General features: G+C 60.2%; 25 protein-coding genes. 10 read left to right on the forward strand and 15 right to left on the reverse strand.

What is annotated here, in order from left to right; all coding sequences use genetic code 11:
• Positions 1-53: 53 nt before the first annotated feature.
• The gene (locus tag AC1DNI_RS13125; RefSeq protein ID WP_027233410.1) at positions 54-365 is read left to right on the forward strand and encodes a hypothetical protein; all 312 of its coding nucleotides are present in this window, start codon (positions 54-56) and stop codon (positions 363-365) included.
• Positions 366-556: 191 nt separating this feature from the next.
• Positions 557-1,204, forward strand: coding sequence for an MBL fold metallo-hydrolase (locus AC1DNI_RS13130; RefSeq protein ID WP_477692142.1), 648 nt, complete (start codon positions 557-559; stop codon positions 1,202-1,204).
• Positions 1,205-1,252: 48 nt separating this feature from the next.
• Here the strand turns inward: AC1DNI_RS13130 and AC1DNI_RS13135 are convergent, their stop codons facing one another.
• From AC1DNI_RS13135 to AC1DNI_RS13145, 3 genes are all read right to left on the reverse strand, one after another.
• Positions 1,253-1,666 (reverse strand): BA14K family protein, encoded by a 414-nt coding sequence (locus AC1DNI_RS13135; RefSeq protein ID WP_027233408.1) that lies wholly within the window; start codon positions 1,664-1,666, stop codon positions 1,253-1,255.
• A gap of 312 nt (positions 1,667-1,978) precedes the next feature.
• On the reverse strand, positions 1,979-2,194 hold the full coding sequence (locus AC1DNI_RS13140) for a cold-shock protein (RefSeq protein WP_027233407.1): 216 nt from the start codon (positions 2,192-2,194) through the stop codon (positions 1,979-1,981).
• A 392-nt stretch (positions 2,195-2,586) separates the two neighbouring features.
• Positions 2,587-3,432 (reverse strand): transglycosylase SLT domain-containing protein, encoded by an 846-nt coding sequence (locus AC1DNI_RS13145; protein ID WP_477692205.1) that lies wholly within the window; start codon positions 3,430-3,432, stop codon positions 2,587-2,589.
• Between the two features lie 151 nt (positions 3,433-3,583).
• Between AC1DNI_RS13145 and AC1DNI_RS13150 the strand changes: the two genes are divergently transcribed.
• A complete protein-coding gene (locus tag AC1DNI_RS13150; RefSeq protein ID WP_477692143.1) occupies positions 3,584-4,309 on the forward strand; it encodes an HAD family hydrolase in 726 nt (241 codons plus the stop codon).
• Here AC1DNI_RS13150 and AC1DNI_RS13155 read toward each other — a convergent pair whose 3' ends face one another.
• The 3 genes from AC1DNI_RS13155 to AC1DNI_RS13165 all read right to left on the reverse strand — a co-directional run bounded on the left by AC1DNI_RS13155 (position 4,310) and on the right by AC1DNI_RS13165 (position 8,336).
• The gene (locus AC1DNI_RS13155) at positions 4,310-5,827 is read right to left on the reverse strand and encodes a helicase HerA domain-containing protein (protein ID WP_477692144.1); all 1,518 of its coding nucleotides are present in this window, start codon (positions 5,825-5,827) and stop codon (positions 4,310-4,312) included.
• Between the two features lie 126 nt (positions 5,828-5,953).
• On the reverse strand, positions 5,954-7,258 hold the full coding sequence (locus AC1DNI_RS13160; RefSeq protein WP_477692145.1) for an MFS transporter: 1,305 nt from the start codon (positions 7,256-7,258) through the stop codon (positions 5,954-5,956).
• Between the two features lie 34 nt (positions 7,259-7,292).
• Positions 7,293-8,336 carry an aldo/keto reductase gene (locus tag AC1DNI_RS13165; protein ID WP_477692146.1) on the reverse strand — a complete coding sequence of 348 codons (1,044 nt, stop codon included), beginning with the start codon at positions 8,334-8,336 and terminating at the stop codon, positions 7,293-7,295.
• 116 nt (positions 8,337-8,452) lie between these two features.
• Between AC1DNI_RS13165 and AC1DNI_RS13170 the strand changes: the two genes are divergently transcribed.
• A complete protein-coding gene (locus AC1DNI_RS13170; RefSeq protein WP_477692147.1) occupies positions 8,453-9,025 on the forward strand; it encodes a TetR/AcrR family transcriptional regulator in 573 nt (190 codons plus the stop codon).
• Positions 9,026-9,053: 28 nt separating this feature from the next.
• On the opposite strand, the gene uvrB is transcribed toward AC1DNI_RS13170, so the two are convergent.
• The 3 genes from uvrB to AC1DNI_RS13185 all read right to left on the reverse strand — a co-directional run bounded on the left by uvrB (position 9,054) and on the right by AC1DNI_RS13185 (position 13,633).
• A complete protein-coding gene (uvrB, locus tag AC1DNI_RS13175) occupies positions 9,054-11,864 on the reverse strand; it encodes an excinuclease ABC subunit UvrB (protein ID WP_477692148.1) in 2,811 nt (936 codons plus the stop codon).
• A 114-nt stretch (positions 11,865-11,978) separates the two neighbouring features.
• Complete coding sequence (locus AC1DNI_RS13180) at positions 11,979-12,236, reverse strand: SemiSWEET family sugar transporter (protein ID WP_027233399.1); 258 nt, start codon at positions 12,234-12,236, stop codon at positions 11,979-11,981.
• A gap of 194 nt (positions 12,237-12,430) precedes the next feature.
• Positions 12,431-13,633 carry a mandelate racemase/muconate lactonizing enzyme family protein gene (locus AC1DNI_RS13185; protein ID WP_477692149.1) on the reverse strand — a complete coding sequence of 401 codons (1,203 nt, stop codon included), beginning with the start codon at positions 13,631-13,633 and terminating at the stop codon, positions 12,431-12,433.
• A gap of 187 nt (positions 13,634-13,820) precedes the next feature.
• On the opposite strand from AC1DNI_RS13185, the gene AC1DNI_RS13190 reads away from it, so the two are divergent.
• On the forward strand, positions 13,821-14,198 hold the full coding sequence (locus tag AC1DNI_RS13190; protein ID WP_036815387.1) for an acyl-CoA thioesterase: 378 nt from the start codon (positions 13,821-13,823) through the stop codon (positions 14,196-14,198).
• A 4-nt stretch (positions 14,199-14,202) separates the two neighbouring features.
• Here AC1DNI_RS13190 and AC1DNI_RS13195 read toward each other — a convergent pair whose 3' ends face one another.
• Positions 14,203-14,625 carry a VOC family protein gene (locus AC1DNI_RS13195; protein WP_477692150.1) on the reverse strand — a complete coding sequence of 141 codons (423 nt, stop codon included), beginning with the start codon at positions 14,623-14,625 and terminating at the stop codon, positions 14,203-14,205.
• A gap of 176 nt (positions 14,626-14,801) precedes the next feature.
• Here AC1DNI_RS13195 and AC1DNI_RS13200 point away from each other — a divergent pair, with 176 nt between their 5' ends.
• Positions 14,802-15,989 carry a low temperature requirement protein A gene (locus AC1DNI_RS13200; protein ID WP_477692151.1) on the forward strand — a complete coding sequence of 396 codons (1,188 nt, stop codon included), beginning with the start codon at positions 14,802-14,804 and terminating at the stop codon, positions 15,987-15,989.
• Here AC1DNI_RS13200 and AC1DNI_RS13205 read toward each other — a convergent pair whose 3' ends face one another.
• On the reverse strand, positions 15,990-17,030 hold the full coding sequence (locus AC1DNI_RS13205; protein ID WP_477692152.1) for an extensin-like domain-containing protein: 1,041 nt from the start codon (positions 17,028-17,030) through the stop codon (positions 15,990-15,992). It abuts the gene before it with no gap.
• Positions 17,031-17,223: 193 nt separating this feature from the next.
• Between AC1DNI_RS13205 and AC1DNI_RS13210 the strand changes: the two genes are divergently transcribed.
• Positions 17,224-17,574 (forward strand): DMT family protein, encoded by a 351-nt coding sequence (locus tag AC1DNI_RS13210; RefSeq protein WP_027233393.1) that lies wholly within the window; start codon positions 17,224-17,226, stop codon positions 17,572-17,574.
• On the opposite strand, the gene AC1DNI_RS13215 is transcribed toward AC1DNI_RS13210, so the two are convergent.
• Together AC1DNI_RS13215 and AC1DNI_RS13220 are read right to left on the reverse strand one after the other, a co-directional pair.
• Positions 17,503-18,447 carry a DMT family transporter gene (locus AC1DNI_RS13215; RefSeq protein WP_477692153.1) on the reverse strand — a complete coding sequence of 315 codons (945 nt, stop codon included), beginning with the start codon at positions 18,445-18,447 and terminating at the stop codon, positions 17,503-17,505. The genes AC1DNI_RS13210 and AC1DNI_RS13215 overlap by 72 nt on opposite strands.
• Before the next feature lie 83 nt (positions 18,448-18,530).
• The gene (locus tag AC1DNI_RS13220; protein WP_477692154.1) at positions 18,531-19,667 is read right to left on the reverse strand and encodes a PQQ-dependent sugar dehydrogenase; all 1,137 of its coding nucleotides are present in this window, start codon (positions 19,665-19,667) and stop codon (positions 18,531-18,533) included.
• 305 nt (positions 19,668-19,972) lie between these two features.
• On the opposite strand from AC1DNI_RS13220, the gene greA reads away from it, so the two are divergent.
• The 3 genes from greA to AC1DNI_RS13235 are packed head-to-tail and all read left to right on the forward strand — an operon-like array spanning position 19,973 to position 22,242.
• Positions 19,973-20,446: a transcription elongation factor GreA gene (gene greA / locus AC1DNI_RS13225; protein ID WP_091923800.1), complete on the forward strand. Its 474-nt coding sequence runs from the start codon at positions 19,973-19,975 to the stop codon at positions 20,444-20,446.
• 18 nt (positions 20,447-20,464) lie between these two features.
• Positions 20,465-21,511: a glycosyltransferase family 4 protein gene (locus AC1DNI_RS13230; RefSeq protein WP_477692155.1), complete on the forward strand. Its 1,047-nt coding sequence runs from the start codon at positions 20,465-20,467 to the stop codon at positions 21,509-21,511.
• Positions 21,508-22,242, forward strand: coding sequence for a glycosyltransferase family 25 protein (locus tag AC1DNI_RS13235; RefSeq protein WP_477692156.1), 735 nt, complete (start codon positions 21,508-21,510; stop codon positions 22,240-22,242). The genes AC1DNI_RS13230 and AC1DNI_RS13235 overlap by 4 nt, the downstream gene beginning before the upstream one ends.
• On the opposite strand, the gene AC1DNI_RS13240 is transcribed toward AC1DNI_RS13235, so the two are convergent.
• Together AC1DNI_RS13240 and AC1DNI_RS13245 are read right to left on the reverse strand one after the other, a co-directional pair.
• On the reverse strand, positions 22,239-22,709 hold the full coding sequence (locus AC1DNI_RS13240; RefSeq protein WP_027233388.1) for an Lrp/AsnC family transcriptional regulator: 471 nt from the start codon (positions 22,707-22,709) through the stop codon (positions 22,239-22,241). The genes AC1DNI_RS13235 and AC1DNI_RS13240 overlap by 4 nt on opposite strands.
• A gap of 98 nt (positions 22,710-22,807) precedes the next feature.
• Complete coding sequence (locus AC1DNI_RS13245; protein ID WP_477692157.1) at positions 22,808-24,208, reverse strand: TrkH family potassium uptake protein; 1,401 nt, start codon at positions 24,206-24,208, stop codon at positions 22,808-22,810.
• Positions 24,209-24,217: the final 9 nt, after the last annotated feature.

Consider the following 24,217-nt stretch of genomic DNA (forward strand, 5'->3'; position numbering starts at 1 on the left):
TCATGACCATGTCAGGCATGAGTCTGGCATGAAACGTTGACGGGGTGTCAATCATGGAAGCGCTTCTTCCTATCATTATCCAGCTTATCTCAGGTGGCGTCGGCGGCAATATTGTCGGCGGACTTCTCAAGAACCTGAGCCTCGGCACAACCGGCAACACGGTTGCTGGCGGTATCGGGGGTCTCATCGGCGGATATCTGACGCAATTTCTCGGCGCCGGCGGTGCCGAGGCGGTCGCGAACGCAGCAGCATCGTCGGGGCTCGATCTCGGCGCGATCATCGGCCAGGTCGCCGGCGGCGGTATCGGCGGCATTATCCTGACGGCGATCATCGGCGCGATCAAGAATTCGATGGCGAAGACCTGATCTGGTTTCGGGACATAACGGGTTTTGGGCGGCCACCGGCCGCCCTTTTCATTTCCGGATTGAGGCTTATAAAGTTGAGCGAATAGAGGATGGTTGCGCTCAATAAGCGGCCCGCCATCTGAAATGAGAGGGCTTTTCCGCGACGATAGGCCCGCTGGTGATATGTTAGACAGGAACAGGAAGGCATATTAATGGGACAGTTGCAGGCAGGAATCATCCCCGTTACGGCCTTCCAGCAGAATTGCACGATCCTTTTCGACAGCGACGACAAGCATGGCGTGCTCATTGATCCGGGCGGCGACAATGAACAGGTGCTGGGCGCAATCCAGGCGAACGGCATCACCATCGAAGCGATCTGGATTACGCACGGCCATATCGATCACGCGGCCGGCGCAATGGATATGAAGGAAGCGCTCGGCGTCGATATCATCGGACCGCACGAGGCGGATCGCTTCCTGCTCGACAGTATCGAGGCGAAGGCGGTGCAATACGGCATCACCGATAATGTGCGCAACTGCACGCCGGATCGGTGGCTGAAAGACGGGGACAACGTGTCGTTCGGCACTCATGTTTTCGAGGTGCTGCATTGCCCGGGCCATGCGCCGGGACATGTCGTCTACTACAACCGCGCCGCCAAGTTCGCGCATGTGGGTGACGTGCTTTTCAATGGTTCGGTGGGGCGGACCGATCTGCCGGGCGGGGACCACGCGACGTTGATCTACTCGATCAAGACGAAGCTGCTGCCACTTGGCGACGATATTGGCTTCATCTGCGGCCATGGCCCGGGCGGGCGCTTTGGCGAGGAGCGCCGGACCAACCCTTTCCTGACCGGCGCATAGCAAAACCGCCGGACTGGCCGGCGGTTTTCGAATGTTTATGGCTGCAAGTCAGTTGGCGTTGCAGAAATAGTCGCGGCCGTCATATCCGCGGAAGGTACCTGTTTCCGGGTTGAATGACCGGTAACGGTTCGAGCAGTAACGGTACCATTCACGCGACCATGGCCGTGCGCCGGCGCCGTAATAACGCGGCGCTTCGCGGTAGACCGTTACAGGGCGGCGATAATAGCCGTCATCGTAGTCGCGATAGATCACGTCGGGCTGGCGCGGCGCGGCAAGAGCTCCACCGATCAGGGCGCCAGCAGCAAGACCTGCGGCACCTGCGACCCAGGCGTCGCTGTTGTCGTGATGATAGTAACCGCCATGGCGCCAGCGCCAGTTGTCGGCGGAGGCAGAGGTCAGCGGTGCAACGACGGTTGCAAGCGCGGCGGTGGTGAGAATGGCAATCTTGGTGCCGATATTCATGTGTGCCTCCTTGAAGCATGCTGCAGAGCGCCCTGCGCTCTGGCGTAGTCCTGACTGAGACAATGCTGGAGCCTCAGTTGTAGTTCCGTTTTAAGCCTTTCAGAATGAATGCAGGCTGAACAAATGCCAGTGCGCTCGCCTGCCGGTCATTTCTGACGGCAGCCCGAGAAAGCACATAGAATTTTAGCAAATCCAAGGCATCGAAGCACAAAACGCTTAACGTGGCGACTGGCCGAATGGCGCGCCAAAAATGATGCCGTCTGAAATCCCCGACAGCCGATCGGGGATCTTTGGCAGCGCAAGCTGCCGGTATTATTCGGTGATCGTGATGTTGACGGCCTTGGGGCCTTTGCCACGACGATCCGGTTCGGTATCGAAGGAAACCTTCTGATTGTCCGCGAGACCTGTGAGGCCCGAAGCCTGTACGGCGGAAATGTGGACGAAAATGTCCGCTGCGCCGTCGTCGGGCTTGATAAAGCCAAAGCCTTTTTCACTGTTGAAGAATTTGACCGTACCGGTCTGTGCCATGCTTCGTTCCTTTTCCTTACTTACCGCGTCCCCCCTCGGGTTAGCGGGATTGGTAGAGCCGTTTTCGGTGCGTTACGTCCAACGGTGTCATGCAGGCAGTTCTCGAATTCAGGAAAGGAGCCGATCATTGCCGGGATTGCTCCCGACCCGGTATTCTTGCGGTTCCGGCGCGCCGTTCTTCCAGTCTTCCAGTGTTCGCAGATGCCCGAACGCTTTGAGACTGCTAGAATAAGTGTTTTTTGGCAAGCAAAAGTTTTACTACCTTTTAGTCGACTATATCGAAGGACATTGCGGGCTGCATACTTGGCGAAGTAAAAAATCGCCTGAAGTTCGCCCGATGACACCTTTGACGCGAAAGAAACGAGACGTTCCAAGGGGTGTATCGCGCCCGCTCAGCGGTTGCGCAGCACGATGCAAGCGCCGCCAGCGCTGTGCAACTGGGCGCAGATCTTGTCGGCTTCCGGACGGCTGTCGGCGCCTATCCGCACCGCATAGATGCCGCGCCTTCCCATCGGAGTGCGGTTGCGGCTGATGACCGGCTCATGCGTATCAAGGATGGCGGGGAAGCTCTTGCGCAGGCGGTCGAGCTGGCGCGCCGCGGCAGCGCGGCGGAAATTGCCGGCGATCTGGATCCCCCAGGGCTTGGGCTTGATCTGCGACATGGCAACGGTTTCGAACCGAACGATCGGCAACTGGCGGCACGCGGCATCGAAGCTGAGTTTGGCGTTGAGCGGACGCTTGTTGATGTCGGCTCCCGCAGCAAAATCATCGGGCGATTGCCCGGTTATGTCGAGGACGTATTCCTCGGTTTCGAGGGGAAGGAATCCGCCGCTGGCCAGCCAGTTGGCAACGCGCGTGGGGCCGGCATTATAGGCCGCAGCGGCCAATCCCCAATTGCCGAATGCCTTGCGCAAGTCTCTGAGAAAGCTCGCGGAAGCCGGCAACGCCTTATGAAAGTCGAAGGGGTCGTCGAGCCGCCTTTCTTTGGCTGTACGCGGCATGAACTGGGCAATGCCCTGCGCGCCGACCGGGCTCTCCGCCTGCACATCAAACCGGCTTTCCTTCCAGATCAGCCGGGCGAAGAAATCGCGTGGCACACCGAAACCATCGGCATGGGTCGCAATGGCTGCACATATCTGCCCGATGGTCGGAGGCGGCGGTGGCACCTGCGGCGTGGCAGCCGGGGACTCGGCCGCCGACGCGCCCAGCGAAGGCAGGAGCATCAATGCCAGGAGCATGACGGGCTTTGCGAGCCAATTCACTCTGATGCCATTCCCCGTTTATGCTTCGGCGGAAGATGCCAAGCGTGGCCCCAAATCTGCTAAAAGGTCGAACGCCCGATTCCATGCGCGGGCGCTGCAGACAATGTTTGAATGAAGGAAAATAATCATGCAAGTGGAACGCGATATGCTTGCGCCTGGCGCTCTTACCACGATCGGTTTCGATGCCGATGACACGCTGTGGCAGAACGAACAGTTTTTCCGCAGTTCAGAACGGCATTTTGCCGATCTCCTCGCGCCCTATGCCGCCGTTCCTGACCTTTCCGGGCGGCTTCTTGCCGTCGAAAAGCGCAATCTCGACCTTTACGGCTTCGGGATAAAAGGGTTCACCCTGTCTCTCGTCGAGACCGCCGTGGAGGTTACCGAGGGGCGGGTGCCCGCATCGATCATTGCCGATATTCTTGCGGCCGGCCGCGAAATGCTGCGCCACCCCGTCGAGACGCTGCCGCACGTTACGCAAACGCTGGAGGCGTTGTCGGATGCCTACCGGCTTGTGCTGATCACCAAGGGCGACCTGTTCGATCAGGAGCGCAAGCTGGCGCAATCGGGGCTTGGCGACTTTTTCGATGCGGTCGAGATCGTAAGCAACAAGGACAAGGCGACCTACGAGACCATCTTCCGGCGTCATGGCGATGGCGCGGAGCGGGCCATGATGATCGGCAATTCGCTGAAATCCGATGTGATTCCGGCGCTCGAGGCGGGCAGCTGGGGCGTCTTCGTGCCGCACGAACTCACCTGGGTGCTCGAGCACGTCGATGCGCCCGTTGAGGAGCCACGCTTCCGGCAGATCAACCATCTGGGCGAACTCTTGCCGCTCTTGGGCGATCTGACCTGACTACTCTGCGGCCTCCTGTTCGGGCGCTTCCTCAGGGCCGTTTGGATCGCCGGGGCCGGTCTCGCAGCCAAGATCGGGAAAGGCAACGATGCGATTGCCGGTAAAATCGGTGCGGACCACGATCAGGCCCTGTTCCTCGAAATAGGTGAGCAGCCGGCGGGCACGTCGGGTCGAATGCGTACCATAGGCTCGCGCCAGCGTGGCGTCGGACGGGCAACTGCTGCCTTTAACCGCCGCCTGCGCGACAATGAAGAACACGCCTTGAACGTCGTCCGGCAATGTCTTGGAAAGTTCGAGCGCCTGCTGCCATGGCTCGCTTTGCGCCGTTTCACCATCGATGCCGGCGCGGGCGACTGCGAGGCGGCGCCGAAACTCTGGCAGGGACAATGCATCGCCAGGCACGCGGCGAATGCGACAGCGGACGAGGAAATCCTGGTAAAGGACGGCATCGGTGCGGAATGACGCGTCCGGATCTGCCAGCATTTCCTGCATGACGGCGCTGATCGACGCGTTGCGCTCCGCCTCGTCGATTTCGGGGAAGAGCATCGGGGCAGGGTTGTCCGGCTGGGCAGCCGCCTTTGCCGCCTGGTTGAGCTGGCTCAGAATGTCCGCAGTCGGCGTTGTCGGCGGCGGAGTGGGCGCACGCCGGATTGGCGTCCTGCGCTCTTCCGGGGCCGGCGTGAAGATCAGGTCTCGGGCATCCTCACCGGGCTGCGGCAGCGGCGTGAGCTTGGGGCTCGATGACCGCGCCGAAGTCTCGACCGTGCCGATTGTAACCGCCAAGGGCCTTCGCGAGAGGGCGGGTCCAAGCGCCACGAAATGACCGCGGGCGAGGTCGCGGAACTGTTCGGCCTGGCGTCGTTCCATGCCGAGCAAATCCGAAGCGCGGGCCATGTCGATATCGAGGAACGTCCGCCCCATGAGGAAATTGGAGGCCTCGGCAGCAACATTCTTGGCGAGCTTGGCGAGACGCTGGGTGGCGATAACGCCGGCAAGGCCGCGTTTACGCCCCCGGCACATGAGGTTGGTCATCGCGCCGAGCGACAGCTTGCGGGCCTCGTCCGATACTTCGCCGGCGACAGCCGGAGCGAAAAGCTGGGCTTCGTCGACGACGACGAGCATCGGATACCAGTAGTCGCGCTCCGCATCGAAGAGGCCGCCGAGAAAGGCCGCCGCGCAGCGCATCTGCTGCTCGACATCGAGGCCTTCGAGATCGAGGACCACTGAAACGCGGTGCTGGCGAATACGCGCTGCAATGCGCGTCAGCTCGCTTTCCGTGCGTGCGCCGTCAACAATGACATGGCCGTATTTCTCGGCAAGAGTGACGAAATCGCCTTCCGGATCGATCACGCATTGCTGGACCCATTGTGCGCTCTGTTCGAGCAGGCGGCGCAGGAGATGCGATTTGCCGGAACCGGAATTGCCCTGCACGAGAAGACGCGTGGCCAGAAGCTCTTCGAGATCGAGCATGGCTTTTGCGCCGGCGGGCGCCGCTCCCATGTCGATGTCGACCTTCATCCATGCTCCAGTTGCTTCGAGTGATTCCGCGCGACGAACCGGCGCGCGGACTCTCTTAGCATCGGTCGATGTCCTCAATGCAGCGTTTTCGACGGAAACCCACAGCTCGTTTCGTGTCGCCCGGCCTCAACCCGCCGGTGCGGGTTCCGGGACGGCATCGTCCTTGCTCTGCTTGCTCAATGTCAGCACCAGCAGCGCTGCAATGAGGCACAGGATGCCCGCGACAAGGAATGCGGGGACATAGGTAGCATATTCAGTGCGGGCAAAACCACCGCCATAGGCCGCTGATGCCGCGCCGAGCTGGTGTCCGGCAAAGATCCAGCCGAACATCAGGCCTGCCTTTTCCCGGCCGAAGCGCTCGGTCGCAAGCTTCACCGTCGGCGGCACGGTGGCGATCCAGTCGAGCCCGTAGAACATGGCAAAGAGGGAGAGGCCGTAAAAGGAGAAATCCGAATAGGGCAGATAGAGCAGCGAGAGGCCGCGGAGGCCGTAGTACCAGAAGAGCAACCAGCGATTGTCGACCCGATCGGAAAGCCAGCCCGATCCAATCGTACCGAAGAAATCGAAAAAGCCCATCATGGCGAGCACGCTTGCCGCCCCGACGGCGGCAAGACCGTAATCGCCGCACAGCGCCACGAAATGCGTGCCGATGAGGCCATTGGTGCTTGCGCCGCAAACGAAGAAGGTGGCGAACAGCACCCAGAAGGTCGAACTGCGCGATGCCTCCTTCAGGGCCAGCAGCGGCATGGTAATGAGCGAGAGCAGGCCGCCGGTCACCGGCACGGTGGTCGCGACGAGCTTGTCGCCATAGGCCGGCAAGCCGACATCCGACGGGCGATCGCGCATCAGGAAAAAGACACCCACAACAGCGACGAGCAGCATGGCACAGATGAGAACGATTGCCGTGCGCCAGCCGTAATTTTCGCTTAGCGAAGCCATCAGCGGCATGAAGATCAACTGACCGGTCGCGGAACTTGCGGTCAGCATGCCCAGTACGAGGCCGCGCCGCTCCGTAAACCAGCGCGTCGCCACGGTTGCGCCGAGCACCATGGCGGTCAAGCCGGTGCCGAAGCCCACGACTACGCCCCACAGAAGCACCAGCTCCCAGATCCGCGTCATCGCCAGCGAAGCAAAAAGTCCGGCCGTGATGAGGATCAACGCAACGCAGACGACACGCCTGACGCCGAAATAGTTCATGAAAGCGGCGGCGAACGGCCCCATGAGGCCGAACAGCAGGAGGCGGATGGAAAACGCGGTTGCGATCTGTTCCGTTTCCCAGCCGAACTCCTTTTCAAGTGGAACGATGAGCACGCCGGGTGCGCCCACCGCCGCGGCGGTGACCAGCATCGTGATGAAGGTGACGGCAACAACGACCCAGCCATAATGAATATTGCGGCGGGCCAGCAGGGCGGCGAGAGGTGTGGAGAGCATGGTCGGCGCTTTCGCAAATGTGGTGTGGCGTCTATCAGATGAGGGGAGCCGAAGAAAGGTCGAGAACTTCGAGCTTGCCGCCCGTCAGCCGCTGGCGTGTACGCTCGCTGCCGATCAGTTCATGCGGCGCGCCCAGTGCAATTGCGCTGACGCGGTCAAGCCTTTCTACCTGTTCACTGGTGAGAACCAGTGCTGTAGCGCCGATATTGTCGCGGAACTGGTCGAGCGTCTTTGGGCCGATGATCGGCAGGACGCCCTTGGCGGCGACCCATGCAATGCCGACCTGGCTCGGCGTTACGCCGATTTCTGCAGAGATTGCAATGACTTCATTGATGATCAGCGTGCGCTGTGTGCTGTCTTCGTGCTGAATGACGACACCCAGACCAGTTGCGCGGCCTTCTTCACCCATGCGGTATTTGCCTGTCAGAAGTCCGCCGCCGAGCGGCGACCAGCCGACGACGCCAAGCCCGAAACCGCGCGCCATAGGCAGCAGTTCACGATCGGCAGTCCGCTCGACAAGACTGTATTCGGTCTGGAGGCCGACAATCGGCGTCCAGCCGCGCAGCGCGGCGATTGTCGCGCCGCTGGCGATCCGCCAGGCGGGGAAATTGGAGAAGCCTGCATAGACAATCTTTCCGGCGCGAACGAGGTCTTCGAAGCTCCGCACGATCTCGTCAATGGGCGTCATCTCATCGGACATGTGGGCCCAAAGCAGGTCGATACGCTCCGTCTTCAGCCGCTTCAGGCTTGCTTCCACCGCCTGGATCATGGATTTGCGGCTATTGCCGACAACAGAGGGCCCGACATTAGCAGAAGCGCCGTGTGAATATTTGGTGGCGAGAACGAAGTTGTCGCGCTCTGCCGCGATGAGATCGGAGAGGATGGTCTCAGACTGCCCGAACTGATAGCTGTCTGCTGTATCGATGAAATTGCCGCCCGCTTCAGCATAGGCGTCGAATATCTGTTTGGCGACGTCGGCGGTGGAGCCGTAACCCCAGCCGGTACCGAAATTGCCGGTACCAAGCGCAAATTCCGAAACCCGCAGGCCCGTATGGTTGCCGAAAAGCTTGTAGCGCATGAACTGCTCCTGTGCGGGCGTATCGCAGCCGCATTTAAATGATGATCATAATGATTGACTATAAATGACGTTCATCATATAAAATGTCAACAAGGAATTTTCGTGAGGATGGTGTCATGCGTGTGAGCAAGGAACAGGCTGCCAAGAATCGGGACCGCATCATCGAAGTTGCGAGCCGCGAATTTCGCGACAAGGGCTTTGATGGCATCGGCGTCGCGGATCTTATGAAAAGTGCTGGCCTCACCCATGGCGGCTTCTATGGCCACTTCGCCTCAAAGGACGATTTGATCGCCGAAGCCTGTGCGGCTTCCATGGACCAATCGGCGGAAAAGTGGGGCAAACTCGCGGATCGGTCGCCCGAGGAGGCGTTCGCCGCCCTCACCGATGCCTATCTCCTCAAGGAGCATCGCGACCACCGGGCAACGGGTTGCACCATGGCGGCGCTTGCTCCCGACATCGCGCGGCAGAGCGGACGCGTGCGCGCGCGCTTTACGCATGGAACGCGTGCCCTGCTTGATATTCTGGCTAAGATCATACCGGGCGTATCCGCAGAGGCGAAACGCGAGAAGGCGCTTGCCACCATGGCGGGTCTCGTCGGCACGCTGGTTCTTTCGCGCGCCGTCGATGATCCGGCATTTGCCGATGAAATCCTGGCGGCAGGGCAGGCGGCCTTCGGCAAACAGGACTGATCAGGCAGCCGTCACTGCGCTGCCCTGATTACCGCCCGGGCCGACCGGTCTTGCCGGGTCGCCGCTTCTTGCGCGCATCGCCTGCATCTTCGTAGGACCCGACGCCCGAACGCTCACGCCGCACGATCTCGTGGTCGTTCCTGTTCGTGCCGGTAAAGGCGGGCTTTTGCGGCACTGAACCGACGACTGGCTTTTCCGTCCGACCGACCGTCATCTCGTCGAGCGTATTCTTGCGGAAGACGCCGAGCGGCCGCGTCGTGTCGCCGCCCATCTCGTCGAGATGCGGCTTGCGGAACAGCTGCGAGTCCTGGTCCTGATCGTCGGTAACGACGCGGTGCATCGCCCGCCCGGCATTGTGCCGTCCCTTGGTGCGTCCCGTGGCCGGACTTTCCAGTTCCACCTCGCGCGCCATCGGGTCGTCGGCGATAGCAAGTTCCGTCTCGCGCAGGCGCTTGATCTCGTCGCGCAGCCGTGCCGCCACTTCGAAGTCGAGGTCGTCGGCCGCTTCGCGCATCTGCCGTTCGAGATGCTCGAGATGCGACTTCAGATTGTTGCCGATCATGGCGCCGGACTCGGCAAAGCCGGAAATGTCAGCCCGTACGTGGTCACGTTCGTAAACACTGTTGAGAATATCAGCGATGTTTTTCTTGACGCTGGCGGGCGTGATGCCGTGCTCGGCGTTATAGGCCTCCTGCTTCTCGCGGCGGCGGTTGGTTTCCGCCATCGCCCGCTCCATGGAGCCTGTTACGTGGTCCGCATAGAGGATGACCTTGCCGTCGACATTGCGGGCGGCACGGCCGATCGTCTGGATCAGCGAGGTTTCGGAGCGCAGGAACCCTTCCTTGTCGGCATCGAGAATGGCGACGAAACCGCACTCGGGAATGTCGAGACCCTCACGCAGAAGGTTGATGCCGACGAGAACGTCAAAGGCGCCGAGCCGCAGGTCGCGCAGGATTTCAATGCGTTCGAGCGTGTCGATATCCGAGTGCATGTAGCGCACCCGAACACCCTGCTCGTGCAGATATTCGGTCAAATCCTCTGCCATGCGCTTGGTGAGAACCGTAACGAGGGTGCGGTAACCCTTGGCTGTCGTCTCGCGAATTTCGCCGAGCACATCGTCGACCTGGCTTTTCGCCGGGCGCACCTCGACCGGCGGATCGATCAGGCCAGTTGGCCGGATGACCTGTTCGGCAAAGACGCCGCCGGACTCTTCCATCTCCCAGTTGCTCGGTGTTGCCGAGACCGCAACGGTCTGCGGGCGCATGGCGTCCCACTCCTCGAAGCGCAGGGGACGGTTGTCCATGCACGAGGGGAGGCGGAAGCCATATTCGGCGAGGGTCGCCTTGCGGCGGAAGTCGCCCTTGTACATGGCGCCGATCTGCGGAACCGTAACGTGGCTCTCGTCGATAAAGACCAGCGCATTGTCCGGAATATACTCGAACAGCGTCGGCGGCGGTTCCCCGGGCTTGCGGCCGGTCAGATAGCGCGAATAATTCTCGATGCCGGCGCAGGAGCCAGTGGCCTCCAGCATTTCCAGATCGAAGGTGCAGCGCTGTTCGAGGCGCTGCGCTTCGAGCAGGCGTCCAGCGGCGTTGAGTTCCACAAGCCGATGCTTGAGCTCTTCCTTGATCGACCGGATCGCCTGGTTCAGCGTAGGGCGCGGCGTTACATAGTGCGAATTGGCGTAGATCTTTACCGAACGCAAATCGCCGGTCTTCTGCCCGGTCAGCGGATCGAATTCGGTAATTGCCTCAATCTCGTCGCCGAACATGGAAATGCGCCAGGCGCGATCCTCAAGGTGGGCCGGGAAGAGTTCGATCGTGTCGCCGCGCACGCGGAACGAACCACGCGTGAAGTCCATGTCGCGTCGCTTGTATTGCTGCGCCACGAGATCGGCGAGCAGCGCGCGCTGGTCGAGGCGGTCGCCGATCTTCATCTCGAAGGTCATCGCCGTATAGGTTTCGACCGAGCCGATACCGTAGATGCAGGAGACGGAAGCGACGATGATGACGTCGTCACGCTCGAGGAGCGAGCGGGTGGCCGAGTGGCGCATCCGGTCGATCTGCTCGTTGATCGAGGATTCCTTCTCGATATAGGTGTCCGAGCGTGGAACGTAGGCTTCCGGCTGGTAGTAATCGTAGTATGAAACGAAATACTCTACCGCATTGTTCGGAAAGAAGGATTTGAACTCGCCGTAAAGCTGCGCGGCCAATGTCTTGTTTGGCGCGAGAATGAGCGCCGGACGCTGGGTCTGCTCAATCACCTTGGCCATGGTGAAGGTTTTACCCGAACCCGTAACGCCGAGCAGGACCTGGGTGCGGTCATTATCCTTGATGCCGGAGACGAGATCCTGGATCGCCGTCGGCTGGTCGCCGGACGGCTGGAAATCGGTCTCCATGCTGATCTGGATGCCGCCCTCGGATTTCTCGGGCCGTGCCGGACGGTGCGGCTGCCATGCAGCGCCGTTCTTGAAGAGCGGATTGCCACTCTCGATGAGCGCCGCCAGCGCTGCGACCGTTGCCGTGGCTCCGCCCGGTGCGATACTTCCAGCATCCTCGAGCCTGATATCGAGGCCAGCAACGGGATTAAGGCCGGCGGCCGCGCGCGTCTTCGGGTCGGTCGATCCGCCGATCGACGTCCCGCGCGATGTCCGCGACGCGCTGGATTGCGTCTTGGCGCCCTGCTTTGCCTTGGCCTTCGCTGGCTTGGCTTTGGCCGAAGCTTCGGTGATCTGGTTCGCCCAATCGCTGATAGAGCCGGAAAGCGGCGTGCCTTCCAGCTCGGGTTGGGGCGCTTCGCCGAAACCGCTTACTTTGTACTTGTCAGGAGATTTAGCCATTCGTCGAATATGGTAAGAGTCCGGCGAAATGGAAAGGGCGGCCCGGCAGAAACTGACAGGCTCCTGACAACAGGTTGTCAGGAGGGCGGCCAAGCCAGGCCGGTTTGCTGGCAATCAGCCGTAGCGGATTTTCAGGCCGAGAATGGCGAGGATGAGCAGGAAAGTGACGCCGTTGGCCATGATCACCGGCCATGAGCCGATCATCATGCCGTAGATCAGCCACAGGAAAACGCCGAGCATCAGCGAAGCGTTGGATACAAGGGAAATGCTGGCCGTTTCGCGGTGCCGCATGATCTTGATGATCTGCGGGATCCAGCACAGCGTGGTGATCACGGCAGCAAGGCTACCCACAAGTTCGATATGGAGCGGCACGGATCGGCTCTTTCGAAGAAAAATGCGATTAATATATGAGCTGATTTTTCCTTGAAATACAGCGGAATAATGGCATCAAGCTTTACATGCGACAATTATTTTCGTGGAACGCGGGAAGGCAGCTTTGACGGCTATGGCTGAGCGCGCCGAGGCGGAATCGCGACCGGCCTCAGAGCCCAGATCGATGGGCCCCATCAGGTCCATACGATCAGCGGATCGCGTCCCATGCCGAGATGCAGGTCATGGCCGTCATAGGCGTGCGCGGCGGCGACGTCCTCGTTAAGTTCGACGCCGAGGCCGGGTTCCGAAGACGGAATGACGTAGCCGTCCTCCCATTTGATCGGCCTTTTCAGGATATCGGCGTGGAACCCTCTGAAGCCCTGGATACATTCAAGGATCAGGAAGTTCGGGCTGCAGGTGGAGATCTGGATGTTGGCGGCTCCGACGATTGGCCCGCAATAAAGGTGCGGTGCGATCTGCGCATGGAATGTCTCCGCCATGCCTGCGATCTTCTTGGCTTCGAGAATGCCGCCGACGCGGCCGAGATTCATCTGCAGTATATTGGCGGCACGATTGACGAGAAGGCGCTGGAATTCGTACTTCGTCGTCAGGCGCTCGCCCGCCGCGACCGGGATCGAGGTGTGCTGCTGCACATACCCCATGTTCTCCGGCATATCAGGCGGCACCGGTTCCTCCAGCCACAGCGGGTCATAGGGTTCGAGCCGCCTGGCCAGCCGCACCGCGCTGGTCGGCGTCATCTGGCCATGGGTGCCGAACAGAAGGTCGGCCTTGCCGCCGACGGCTTCACGCACGAGGCGAACGAATTTCTCGCCGAGATCGAGTTGTTCCAGCGAAAGCTGGCGCGGATCGAACGAAGTATAGGGGGCAACGGGGTCGAACTTCACCGCAGTATAGCCTTCCGCCACATATTCGGCGGCACGCTCGGCTGATGCTTCCGCGTTCCAGTAGATGGCGGAGGTCTCGCCGAGTTCGGGCTTGGGATAGATGTAGGTATAGCTGCGCAGCCGCTCGTGCACCTTGCCGCCAAGCAGTTCATAGACCGGCTTGTCGGCTTCCTTGCCGATGATGTCCCAGCAGGCCATTTCCAGCGCCGAAACGGCGCCCATGACCGTCACGTCAGGACGCTGGGTGAAGCCGCTCGAATAGGCGCGGCGGAAAAATCGTTCGATGTGGTGCGGGTCTTCGCCTATGAGCCAGCGCTCGGCGACGTCCTCGATGACCTTGCGCATAACCTGCGGACTGACCGTGGAATTATAGGCCTCGCCATAGCCGACAACGCCGGAGTCGGTCGTCAACTTGACGAAGAGGAACCATGTGCCGCCGAACGAGGGCGGCGGATTGCCGACCACGAAGGTCCTGACGTCGGTTATTTTCATGATCCCCTCCGGTACGTTCGCTGTATTGCCAGACTAAGCCAGCGGCGATACGAAACCGAAACCGGTCAACGACCCGCAATGTCGGGTTTCTGACAGTGGCGGGCGAAGGCCCCTTTTCAATCCCGCGACCGCACCCCATCATGGCGGCAACGCAATTCATTGACGGAGACGGCAATTGACCGAAGAGATGAAGCCTATCGGCGAACTCACCCTGCGCACGCTGGCGATGCCGGCGGACGCCAACGCGGCCGGGGACATTTTCGGTGGCTGGGTCATGGCGCAGATGGATTTGTCCTGCGGCATTCGGGCCGCGGAACGGGCGCGCGGACGCGTAGTGACGGCTGCCGTCAAGGAAATGGCCTTCGCAAAACCGGTCAAGATCGGCGATACGCTGTGCATCTACACCCATATCGCCCATGTCGGACGCACTTCGATCACGCTCAAGGTCGAGGCCTGGGCGCAACGCTACCTGTCCGATCTGATGGAACTCGTCACCCACGCCGACTTCATCATGGTTGCGCTGGACAAGGACGGCAAGCCCACCCCGGTGCCGAAGGAAATCTGACCGATCAGCTCTGGCTGCCGATCATGTAGCGATCCCAAAATCCAGCTGCCGATTCGATTTGCTCGACAACGTCGATCCAGAGGCCCGATGGATCATGAAAGCCGAAGCGGCGCTGGCCAAAGGGCTCGTCGGTCAGCGGGTATTCGATCTTGAGGCCGGTGGATGAAATCTTGTCGAAGGCTCCCCGGGCATCCTCCACCTGGAGCTCGAAACACATGCCGGTTCCGCTGAACTTTTCCGGACCGGGCGGGGCGGAAGGGTGGTCCGGCGTCATGAAAGCGATGCTGGCCGATTGATCTTCGGCCATGAGGTAAGAGAACCAGGTGCTGTCGAAGGCGCTGACAAAGCCAAGATGCTCGATCCAGAAGTCGCGGCAGGCCTCCTTGCGGTCTGTGACGATGATTGGATAGCGGTCAACGAAGCGCATGGGTTCCTCCCGGAGTTGTTTGATCATCTAAAAGTGGGAAAGCGGCGCGCGAGCGCAACCCCAAATTGTCAGGAGTTTGAAGCGAGCATTCAGGTCCTGGCTGCGGCAAAAACCATTTCATTTTTGGCTGGAACCGCTTCATCTTACGGGCAGGCTAATGATTTGGGAGATGGGGCGTGGCATTCTTCGGGGCAATTCGGGACTATTCCCGTCAGCGGGATGCTGCTGATAGTGCGAAGGTCGATTTTGTCGAACTCTTCTTCGACCTCGTCTTCGTATTCGCCATTACGCAGATATCGCATTTCCTCCTGCATGATCTGAGCCTCGAGGGCCTTGCCGAAAGCGCGCTGCTGCTCACGGCCGTTTGGTGGGTATGGGTCTATACAATGTGGGTCACCAACTGGCTCGACCCTGCAACCGCGCCGGTGCGCACGATGCTGTTCGCGCTGATGCTCGCCGGGCTTGTGCTCTCCACCTCGATCCCCGCCGCCTTTGCCGGACGCGGCATCGTCTTTGCGCTCGCCTATGTGTCAATGCAACTTGGACGCACCCTGTTCATGCTGTGGGCGGTGCGGCATCACGACGACGCCAACTTCCGCAACTTCCAGCGCATTGCCGTGTGGCTCAGTATTTCGGCGATCTTCTGGCTTGCCGGTGGCCTGGCCATGCCGGAATATCGTCTACCGCTGTGGGCAGGGGCGCTGGCAATTGAGATCATTGGGCCGGCCGTGGGATTTTGGGCGCCCCGGCTTGGCGCCTCAATCACCACGGACTGGAATGTCAGCGGCGACCATATGGCTGAAAGGGCGGCCCTTTTCATCATCATTGCACTCGGCGAATCCATCCTCGTATCCGGCGCCACCTTTTCAGAGCATGAATGGAGCCTGGTTTCGCTGGCGGCGTTCTTGACGACTTTCGTCGCGTCCGTCGCCATGTATCTCATCTATTTCAATCTCGGCCAGTCGGCGGCGCATCACAAGATTGCAGAGACCGACGATCCGGGGCGAATCGCCCGCATCGCCTATACCTATGTCCACGTGCTGCTGGTCGCTGGCATCATTGTCGTCGCCGTCTCGGACGAGTTGGTGCTGGATCATCCGCTCGGCCATGCGGAAGCAGCCATGATCTGGACGTCGGTCGGCGGCACGGCGCTTTATCTTGTCGGCAATCTTCTCTTCAAGCGCTACGTCAATGGCCGGGTACCGCTATCCCATCTCGTGGGGCTGGTGCTGTGTGCCGGATTGGCGGTCATTTGCCCGGCACTTTCACCGCTGGCTATCGGCGCCGCGACCAGCGCCATCCTGATCGTCGTCACCGTCTGGGAATATCGGAGCTACAAGCAGCGGCAGTTAAATCCGCAATGATCAGCGGCAGGCGCGGTGGCCGCTGCGCCGCTGCATCAGGTCGAAATGGAAGTGCGTGCTGTGAAAACGGTCATAACCGGGTCCGAGCACGGTGGTGAAATAGTCGCAAGCATCCGAACGAACGGTGTTGAGAAGACCACGCTGGCGGAACGAGAAGAGCCCCGGCCTTTCGACCTCGATTTCGCGGCCGTTGTTGAGCGTGATTTTCGCAATGTCGAGCGCATTGCCCCTGGCATGCTCGGACATGGGCCGGCCGCGCTGGCTGCTCATGGTGCGGCAGGAATAGCTCGACGCCTGATGTATGGTGTTGATGCCCGAAAGGTAGCGCAGCCGCGTCGATGGCGAGAGGTCGCCCTTGACCCAGCGGGCGAATGCAAGCGTCATATGGCAATTCAGGGTCGCCGTCGGCTTCAGCTTTATATTGCCGCTGGCAAAGCCGCTGACCGCAAGCGGATGGTCGATGCGGCAGGCGCCGCCATCGTTGATTGGCGGCTTTTCCTGAAACACCACGCCAAGCTTCTTGAGTTCGGTGCGGCAGGCCATCTCGCCGCCGGACATGCCGAGAACGCTTTCGCCGCGTGCGATAGGATCGCGTATCGCATTGGGATAGCTATAATTTTTCAGGTAGCCATAGCTCTTGTCATCATCCGACGGTGGTTCCATTTCGGGCAGGGAATAGGGCTTGGTCTCGCCAAGCCGCGGAATTTCCGGCGCTGCCTCGGGTGGCTGCAGGGTCGGCGTCGCCGCCTCGATCGGTTCGCTCGCCGCCTGGCTGGTGTCCGGCACAGAAATGACATCGGGGGGTGGCCCGGCCATTTGGTCCATCCCGGAGCTCGGCAGCGTTTGCGTTTCGACAGCGACCTGGTTTTCTTCGCTGGCAAGCGACCTGCTGGCAATGGCGGTATCCGAACCGCTGCCGACGTCGGCCATGGGACGGCGCACCTCGTCCATGCCACAGCCACTGAGGGTCGTCGACACAGACAGGAGCAGTATCGTGGATAAGCGCTTCAAGCGCACAGCGGACGACAACGCACAACTCATGTCACCACATCCCATTGCCTGAATCGAGGCGCAGCAACGGGTGAAAGTAGAGGCAAATCGTAAAGGAAAGGTCAGCGGCTTCTTAACATTTGGGATCGAAACATGACGGGCCCGCAAATGGCTTGATTTTGCTGCAATTGCCGGTGCATTTAGCCTGCCGTAGCCAACGACCTATCTTCCTGAAAGAGCGATCATGCCGAATTTCCTATCGCCATCCATTGCGCCCATTTTCCTGCTTATTGCTTCCAATGTTTTCATGACCTTCGCCTGGTACGGTCACCTGAAGTTTCCGTCAGCGCCATTGGCGAAAGTGGTGTTCATCAGCTGGGGCATTGCGCTGATGGAATATTGGCTGGCCATTCCCGCCAATCGCATCGGCCACACGGTCTATTCGACCGCTGAACTGAAGACGATGCAGGAGGTCATCACGCTCGTCGTCTTCAGCCTGTTTTCGGTGTTTTATCTCAAGGAATCATTCACCTGGCAGCACGTGGCCGGATTTGCCCTGATTGCCGGCGGGGCGACCTTGATCTTCAAGGCGTGACTTGTTGCGCAGCATCGGGATGAGTTCGACAGCGATCATTGCCGAAAAAATGAGGGCGCACCCGACAAGGCCCTGAAGCGTCAGGCGCTCGCCGAGCAGAATGATGCCGAAGATCGCGGCAAAAAGGGCTTCGGACGAAAGCATGATGGCGGCCTGCGGCGCCGTTGTAAAACGCTGGCCGACGGCCTGCAGGGTGAAGCCTACGCCCGACGACAGGACACCCGCAAAAATGAGTTCCGGACCGGCCGCGAGGATCGAAAACAGTTCGGTCCGCTCGCTTGTCATCGAGACCAGCAGGCCGAGGATGCCGCAAACCAGATACTGCACGAGGCACAGCATGATCGGGCGTCCACTCTGAACGCCGATGCGGTTGATGAAGATGATCTGCAGTGCCCAGAAAACCGCACATCCCACGATAAGCCAGTCTCCAACAGTCAGACCATCGAGACGGCCTCCGGAAAGAAGGTAGATACCGGCAAGCGCAGTCAGGGCGCAGGGCCAGACGACTGGATGGGGCCATTGCCAAAACAGGAATACGCCGAGGATCGGCACCATGACGACGTAAAGCCCAGTCAGGAACCCGGCATTGGTGACCGACGATGTGAGCATGCCAACCTGCTGCAGGGCTGCGCCGGAAAAGAGCAGGAGGCCGATGAAGACAAAGCCGAGATAATCGCGCTGTGTCAGGCCTTGGCGCGCGTTTTTTGCCTCGCGCATCGCGAGAGGCAGGACGGTCAGCGCCGCAAGAAAAAAGCGGATGGCGACAAACATGAACGGCTTGACGCTGGCCATGGCCGTCGACTGGGCAACGAAGCCGAAACCCCAGATCGCTCCGGCAAGAAGCAACAGAATATTGGCGCGGCCATGCGTCATGACGATCCCACAAGTTGGTGCGGTTACATCAGGTTCCGCAGTCGCAATTGCTCTAACTGCTGCAACCGCCGACTGCAAGACGCTTAGCTCGCTCGCGCGCGTGTCAATCGAACGATCCTGCCATCAGCATCGTCGGTTAGAAGATAGACCGAGCCATCCGGCGCGACGCGGACGTCGCGGATACGGCCGAACGCGTCCTTGAGCATGCGCTCCTCGGTTCCGATCGTGCCTTTTCCATCGCGTTCAAGTCGCACCAGCGTTGCAAACTTCAGCGATCCGACAAGGAGATCGCCCTTCCATTCAGGAAACATCTCGCCTTCGTAGACGGCCAGCCCCGACGGCGCAATCGACGGATCCCAATAGTGGAGTGGCTGCTCGTAACCCTTGGCCTTCGTGCCCTTACCGATCTTGGCGCCGGAATAATCCTTGCCGTAGGAGATGACCGGCCAGCCATAATTCTTGCCTGCCTGGGGTTGGTTGATTTCATCACCTCCCTTGGCCCCATGCTCCACTGTCAGGAGCGACTGCGTGACTGGATCCCAGGTCGCCCCTTGCGGATTGCGGTGGCCCTTCGACCAGATTTGCGGTAGCCCCTTCTTGCCATCGGCAAAAGGATTGTCGGCCGGCGTGGTACCGTCGGCATTGATGCGAAGCACGGAACCTGCTTCATCCTTGAAATCCTGGGCGCGGTTGCTGTCGCCGCGCTCGCCCATCGTCACGAACAGCTTGCCATCGGGCGTAATGACGATGCGCGAGCCGAAGTGCTGGCCCTTGCTGGTCTTCTTGCGCATCGAGGTGAGGACGGTGACGTCCTCGAGGGTTCCGCCCTGTCCACTGCGCACGAGTCTGGCGCTTGCAATCGCAGTGCCCGCGCCGTCCTTGCCAGGTTCTGAGAAGGTGAAAAAGATGCGCCCGCTTTGCGCAAAATCCGGCGCCAGCACGACATCGAGCAGGCCGCCTTGGCCCATCGCGGCGACCTTCGGTACACCTTTCAGCGGTTCCGATACATTGCCATCCTTGACGATACGTATATTCCCGGCGCGCTCCGTTACGAGAAGGGCGCCATCCGGAAGGAAGGCGAGGCTCCAGGGGTGGTCGAGATTGCTCGCGACCGTCTCGGAGGCGACTGGCGTTTTCTCGGTGTCGAAGGTCTCGGCCTGGGCTATCTGGGCGCCAAAGCAAAGGGCGCTTGCCAGCAAAATAGCTGTTCTCCGTCGCATCGATGAGGGTCCTTTCATCGCGGGCGTTGTCGGGCGTGGCGAGTCAGTTTGGGAAATTGAGAACACATTTCGACGGTTCGGTCGCCTCACAGTGATGTGAGTCCCTTGTGATTCGATACCGCATCGCCCGCAAATCCGTTTGCCGGCACTATTTCCACTTTCTTCGTGAAATTGCCTGAAACGATGCTATATTAAGTCAGGAATGATTGAACGGTTCCGAAGCTTTGAGCTCCGGCGACCGTTTTCTTTTTGTGCCGCGCGGCTCTGTTTTGGCCCGTTTTGGCACTACAACGAAAGGAGAGGACATGGAAAAGGTCCCGATGACTCAGGCAGGATTTGATAAGCTCAAGGAAGAGCTGCGCTGGCGCCAGCAAGAAGAACGGCCGCGCATCATCCAGGCGATTGCGGAGGCGCGCGCTCATGGCGACCTTTCGGAAAACGCCGAGTATCATGCTGCCAAGGAAGCGCAGAGCCACAACGAGGGTCGCGTCGGCGAACTTGAGGACTATACGGCGCGCGCCGAGATCATCGACATTACCAAGCTTTCCGGCGACAAGATCAAGTTCGGCGCAACGATCCGTCTTGTCGATGAGGATACCGAGGAAGAGCGGACGTACCAGATCGTCGGCGACCAGGAAGCCGATCCCAAGGCGGGCCGGATTTCCGTTTCCTCGCCAATCGCCCGCGCCCTGATCGGCAAGAGCGAAGGCGACACGATCGAAGTCAATGCGCCGGGCGGCGCACGGTCCTACGAGATCCTCGGCTTCAGATTTGTTTAAGCGGTGTCGTTCGATACCGTGTCAAACGTCGAGGTGATCGCGCCGAACTTCAAGCGCACGCTTTCCGGCGTCACCTCGACCATCATCCAGCTTATTCCATTGCAACGCGCGAACGGCCTCAAGATAGCAACCTTGGGGCCGGGCCTGCCGGACGATTTGCCGAAGCTCCGTTGGTTGGGTCTACCTGGCCTATGGCTAAAGCCCCGGACCCGTCCGTTCCGCATCTGGCACGCCCGCCGCAATACGGAGATGGTCGCAGGCATTTTGATGCGTTCGGTGTTGCGCATGCGGCTGAAGCTGCTTTTTACCTCGGCGGCGCAGCGCGACCACAGGTCCTTCACCAAGTGGCTGATCCGGCAAATGAACGCCGTCATCGCGACGAGCGGGAAATCTGGCAGCTTCCTCGAGGTGCCGCACACGGTGATCATGCACGGTGTCGACACGGAGCGGTTTCACCCGCCATTGGGTGAGGAGGACAGCGTTGCGGCCTCTGGACTGCCGGGGAAATATCTCATCGGCTGTTCGGGCCGGATTCGGCATTCGAAGGGAACCGATCTCTTCGTCGACGCAATGATCAGCCTTTTGCCGCAGCATCCGGAATGGACGGCAATCATGACCGGCCGCACAACCGTTGAAAACAAGGGTTTCGAGCAGGAACTGCGGCAGAAGATCGCCGCTGCCGGACTTGAGGACCGCATTCTTTTCCTCGGCGAAGTGCCGGACGTGCGCATCTGGTATCGCCGCATGACGCTTTACGTTGCCCCGTCCCGCAAGGAAGGCTTCGGCCTGACGCCGCTCGAAGCCATGGCGTCGCAGACGGCGGTTGTCGCGAGCGACGCGGGCGCCTATGCCGAGATGATTACACCCGGAACAGGATCAGTCGTTCCTGCGGGTGACGGCAAGGCGCTGGAAGCAGCGATCGCGCCTTATCTCGCCGATCCGGCCCAGTGCGCCGATATGGGTAAGGCCGGCCTTGCCCATGTGCGGCAGAATTTTCCGCTGGAAAAGGAAGCCGGAAAGATTCTCGACGTCTATGAGGCCATGTTCGCGAGCGGGCTGCGGTGAAGACTGCCGCGCTGATCATCCATCTAAAGCGCGCCACAAAGCGCGGCGAACACGTCGAGAAGCTGATCAAACGCCTGCCGATCGAGGCCGAAATCCTTGATGCCATTGACGCCTTGAACATGACTTCGGGTCAAATCGATACGGTCTATGCCCGGTCATTGCATAAGCCCTACTACCCGTTCGAGCTGCGTCCTTCGGAAATCGCCTGCTTCCAGTCGCACCGCAAGGCCTGGGCGACGATCGTCGAGCGCGATCTCGATGCGGGGCTTGTCATCGAGGACGATGTCGATATCGACGACGGGCCATTCGCCGAGCAACTGGCACTGGCGCTCGAGGCAATGCAGCCCGGCGATTATATCCGCTTTCCGCGCTGGGCGCGGGGCGAACATGGAACCGATATTGCGCGCAAGGGCATCTATTCGATCATGCAGCCGCGCTTGCCCGGCCTTGGCATGCAGATGCAACTTGTCGGCCGCGAGGCGGCCGCAGAACTCCTGAAGGCCACGGAGCGGTTCGATCGTCCGGTCGACACGACGATACAGATGCGCTGGCTTCATTGCGCACGCATTCTTTCCGCGCGGCCGATCACCATTCGCGAGATCGATTTCGATCTTGGCGGTACGGTCGTTCAGGGCAAGAACAAGAATTTCGGCGCCCGCTTGAAACGGGAAATTCTAAGGCCGTATTACCGGGTCGCCTTGAACCTCTACAGCCGCACGCGACGAGCCTAGAGCACCATCAAAGGTTCGTTCTTTACCGAGCGGATGGTCAGCGATGTGCGCACCGAATCGACGTTCGGCGTCGAGGTGAGTTCCTCGATGACGAAGTTCTGGAAGGTGGAAAGGTCGCTCGCAACGCAGTGAAGCAGGAAGTCCGATTCACCCGAAACCATCCAGGCACGGCGCACGAGCGTCCAGTTCTGGGTCTTCTCGGCAAAGCTCTTCAGATCGGCATCGGACTGGCGGTGCAGGCGGATCATGCAGAACGCCACGATGTCCTGCCCAAGGACCGCGCCGTTGAGTATCGCGCGATAGCCTTGGATGACGCCGCTTTCCTCAAGTTTGCGCACGCGGCGCAGGCAGGGGGGCGCCGAGATACCAACGCGTTCGGCGAGCTCCACATTGGTGATGCGGCCATTGTCCTGCAATTGTTTCAGGATTTTCCAGTCGATCGCGTCGAGTTCCGCCTTCAGAGGCATGGGTGCCTTTATCCTGTTTCACACGGTAAGTGCGTTATACATAAGCGATTCCTGCTGCTGTGTAATGCATTGCCCGCCGGTTGCAAACAGGTTGCGATTTATCTCGTCCAGAAGCGACGGGTAAAGAGAATAACAACCGTGACGATTTCAAGCCGTCCTGCGAGCATCAGATAGCTCAGAACCAGCAGCGATGGATCGCCGATTGTCGAGAAATTGCCGGCCGGGCCGATCGTTTCGCCAAATCCCGGGCCGACATTCGAAAGCGCAGTCAGGGCGCCGGTGAAAGCGGTCCCGAGATCGTTGCCGAGCATGGCAAGCACCGTGGCGCCCGCGACGAGCGAGGCCATGTAGAGAAAGATGAACAGGAGCGCCGATTGTGCGACTTCGTCGGTGATCTCCGATTTTCCATAGCGCATCTTGACGATGGCGTTCGGCAGGATCAGACGCGTCAGGCTTGCAGATGCCATCTGCCAGAGAATGATGAGGCGATTGATCTTGATGCCTCCGGAAGTTGAACCGGAGCAGCTGCCGATGAACGTCACGAGGAAGAATATGCCGAGCGCCTCGGCACCCCAAAGCGTATAGTCTTCTGTCGCAAAGCCCGTCGTGGTGATCACCGAGACAAGGTTGAACGTTGCCGCGATGATCGCGTCAACAAGCCCTATGCCGGTCTCCAGCATCAGCCCGGCGGCAAGGATTGCACTGAAGCCGACAATGATGATGAAGAACAGCGTAACCTGCGGATCGCTCATCGATACCCGGCGTTGCGGCATCGCCGCCTTTATATAGAGCACGAAGGGCAGGGCACCGAGGATCATGAACACGGTGGCGATGATGAGGATGGCGCGGTTGTGCGCGTAAAAGCCGAGTGATGAATCGTGCGTCGAAAAGCCCGCCGTCGCAACGGTGGTCATGCCATGATTTATGGCGTCGAACATGCCCATTCCGGCAACAAAATAGAGAATGGTGCAAATCAGCGTCAGGCTGACATAGGCGAGAACAATGCCGGTCGCGATCTGGTGGATGCGCGGCAGTATCTTCTCCGACTTGTCCGAGGATTCCATGTGCAGCAGCTGGATGCCGCCGACGCGCAAGGACGGCAGCAGCAAAAGCCCGAGGCCAATGAAGCCGAGGCCGCCGAACCAGCACAGCATCGAGCGCCAGAGCAGGATACCGCGCGGCATCCTGTCGAGACCGGTCAGGACGGTGGCTCCGGTGGCAGTAATGCCGGACATGGACTCGAAGAAGGCCTTGATGATGCTGATCGGCAGGGGCGAGAAGATGAAGGGCAGGGCGCCGAACACGGCCGCACTAAGCCAGAGGGCGACAATCAGCAGGAATCCAAGCCGGGGGGTGAAGCGGATCTCGGGGTGGTGCGTGGCAAGGCTGGTCAGCCAGCACAGGACAGCGGTAAGACCTGCCGCCTGGACGAAGACGAGCCAATCGCGACTGCCGGCATTGAGGTCGATGAGTGCCGGTATGAGCATCGTCGCCGCCATGATGAGGCC

The sequence above is a fragment of the Phyllobacterium sp. 01N428 genome, assembly GCF_056399405.1.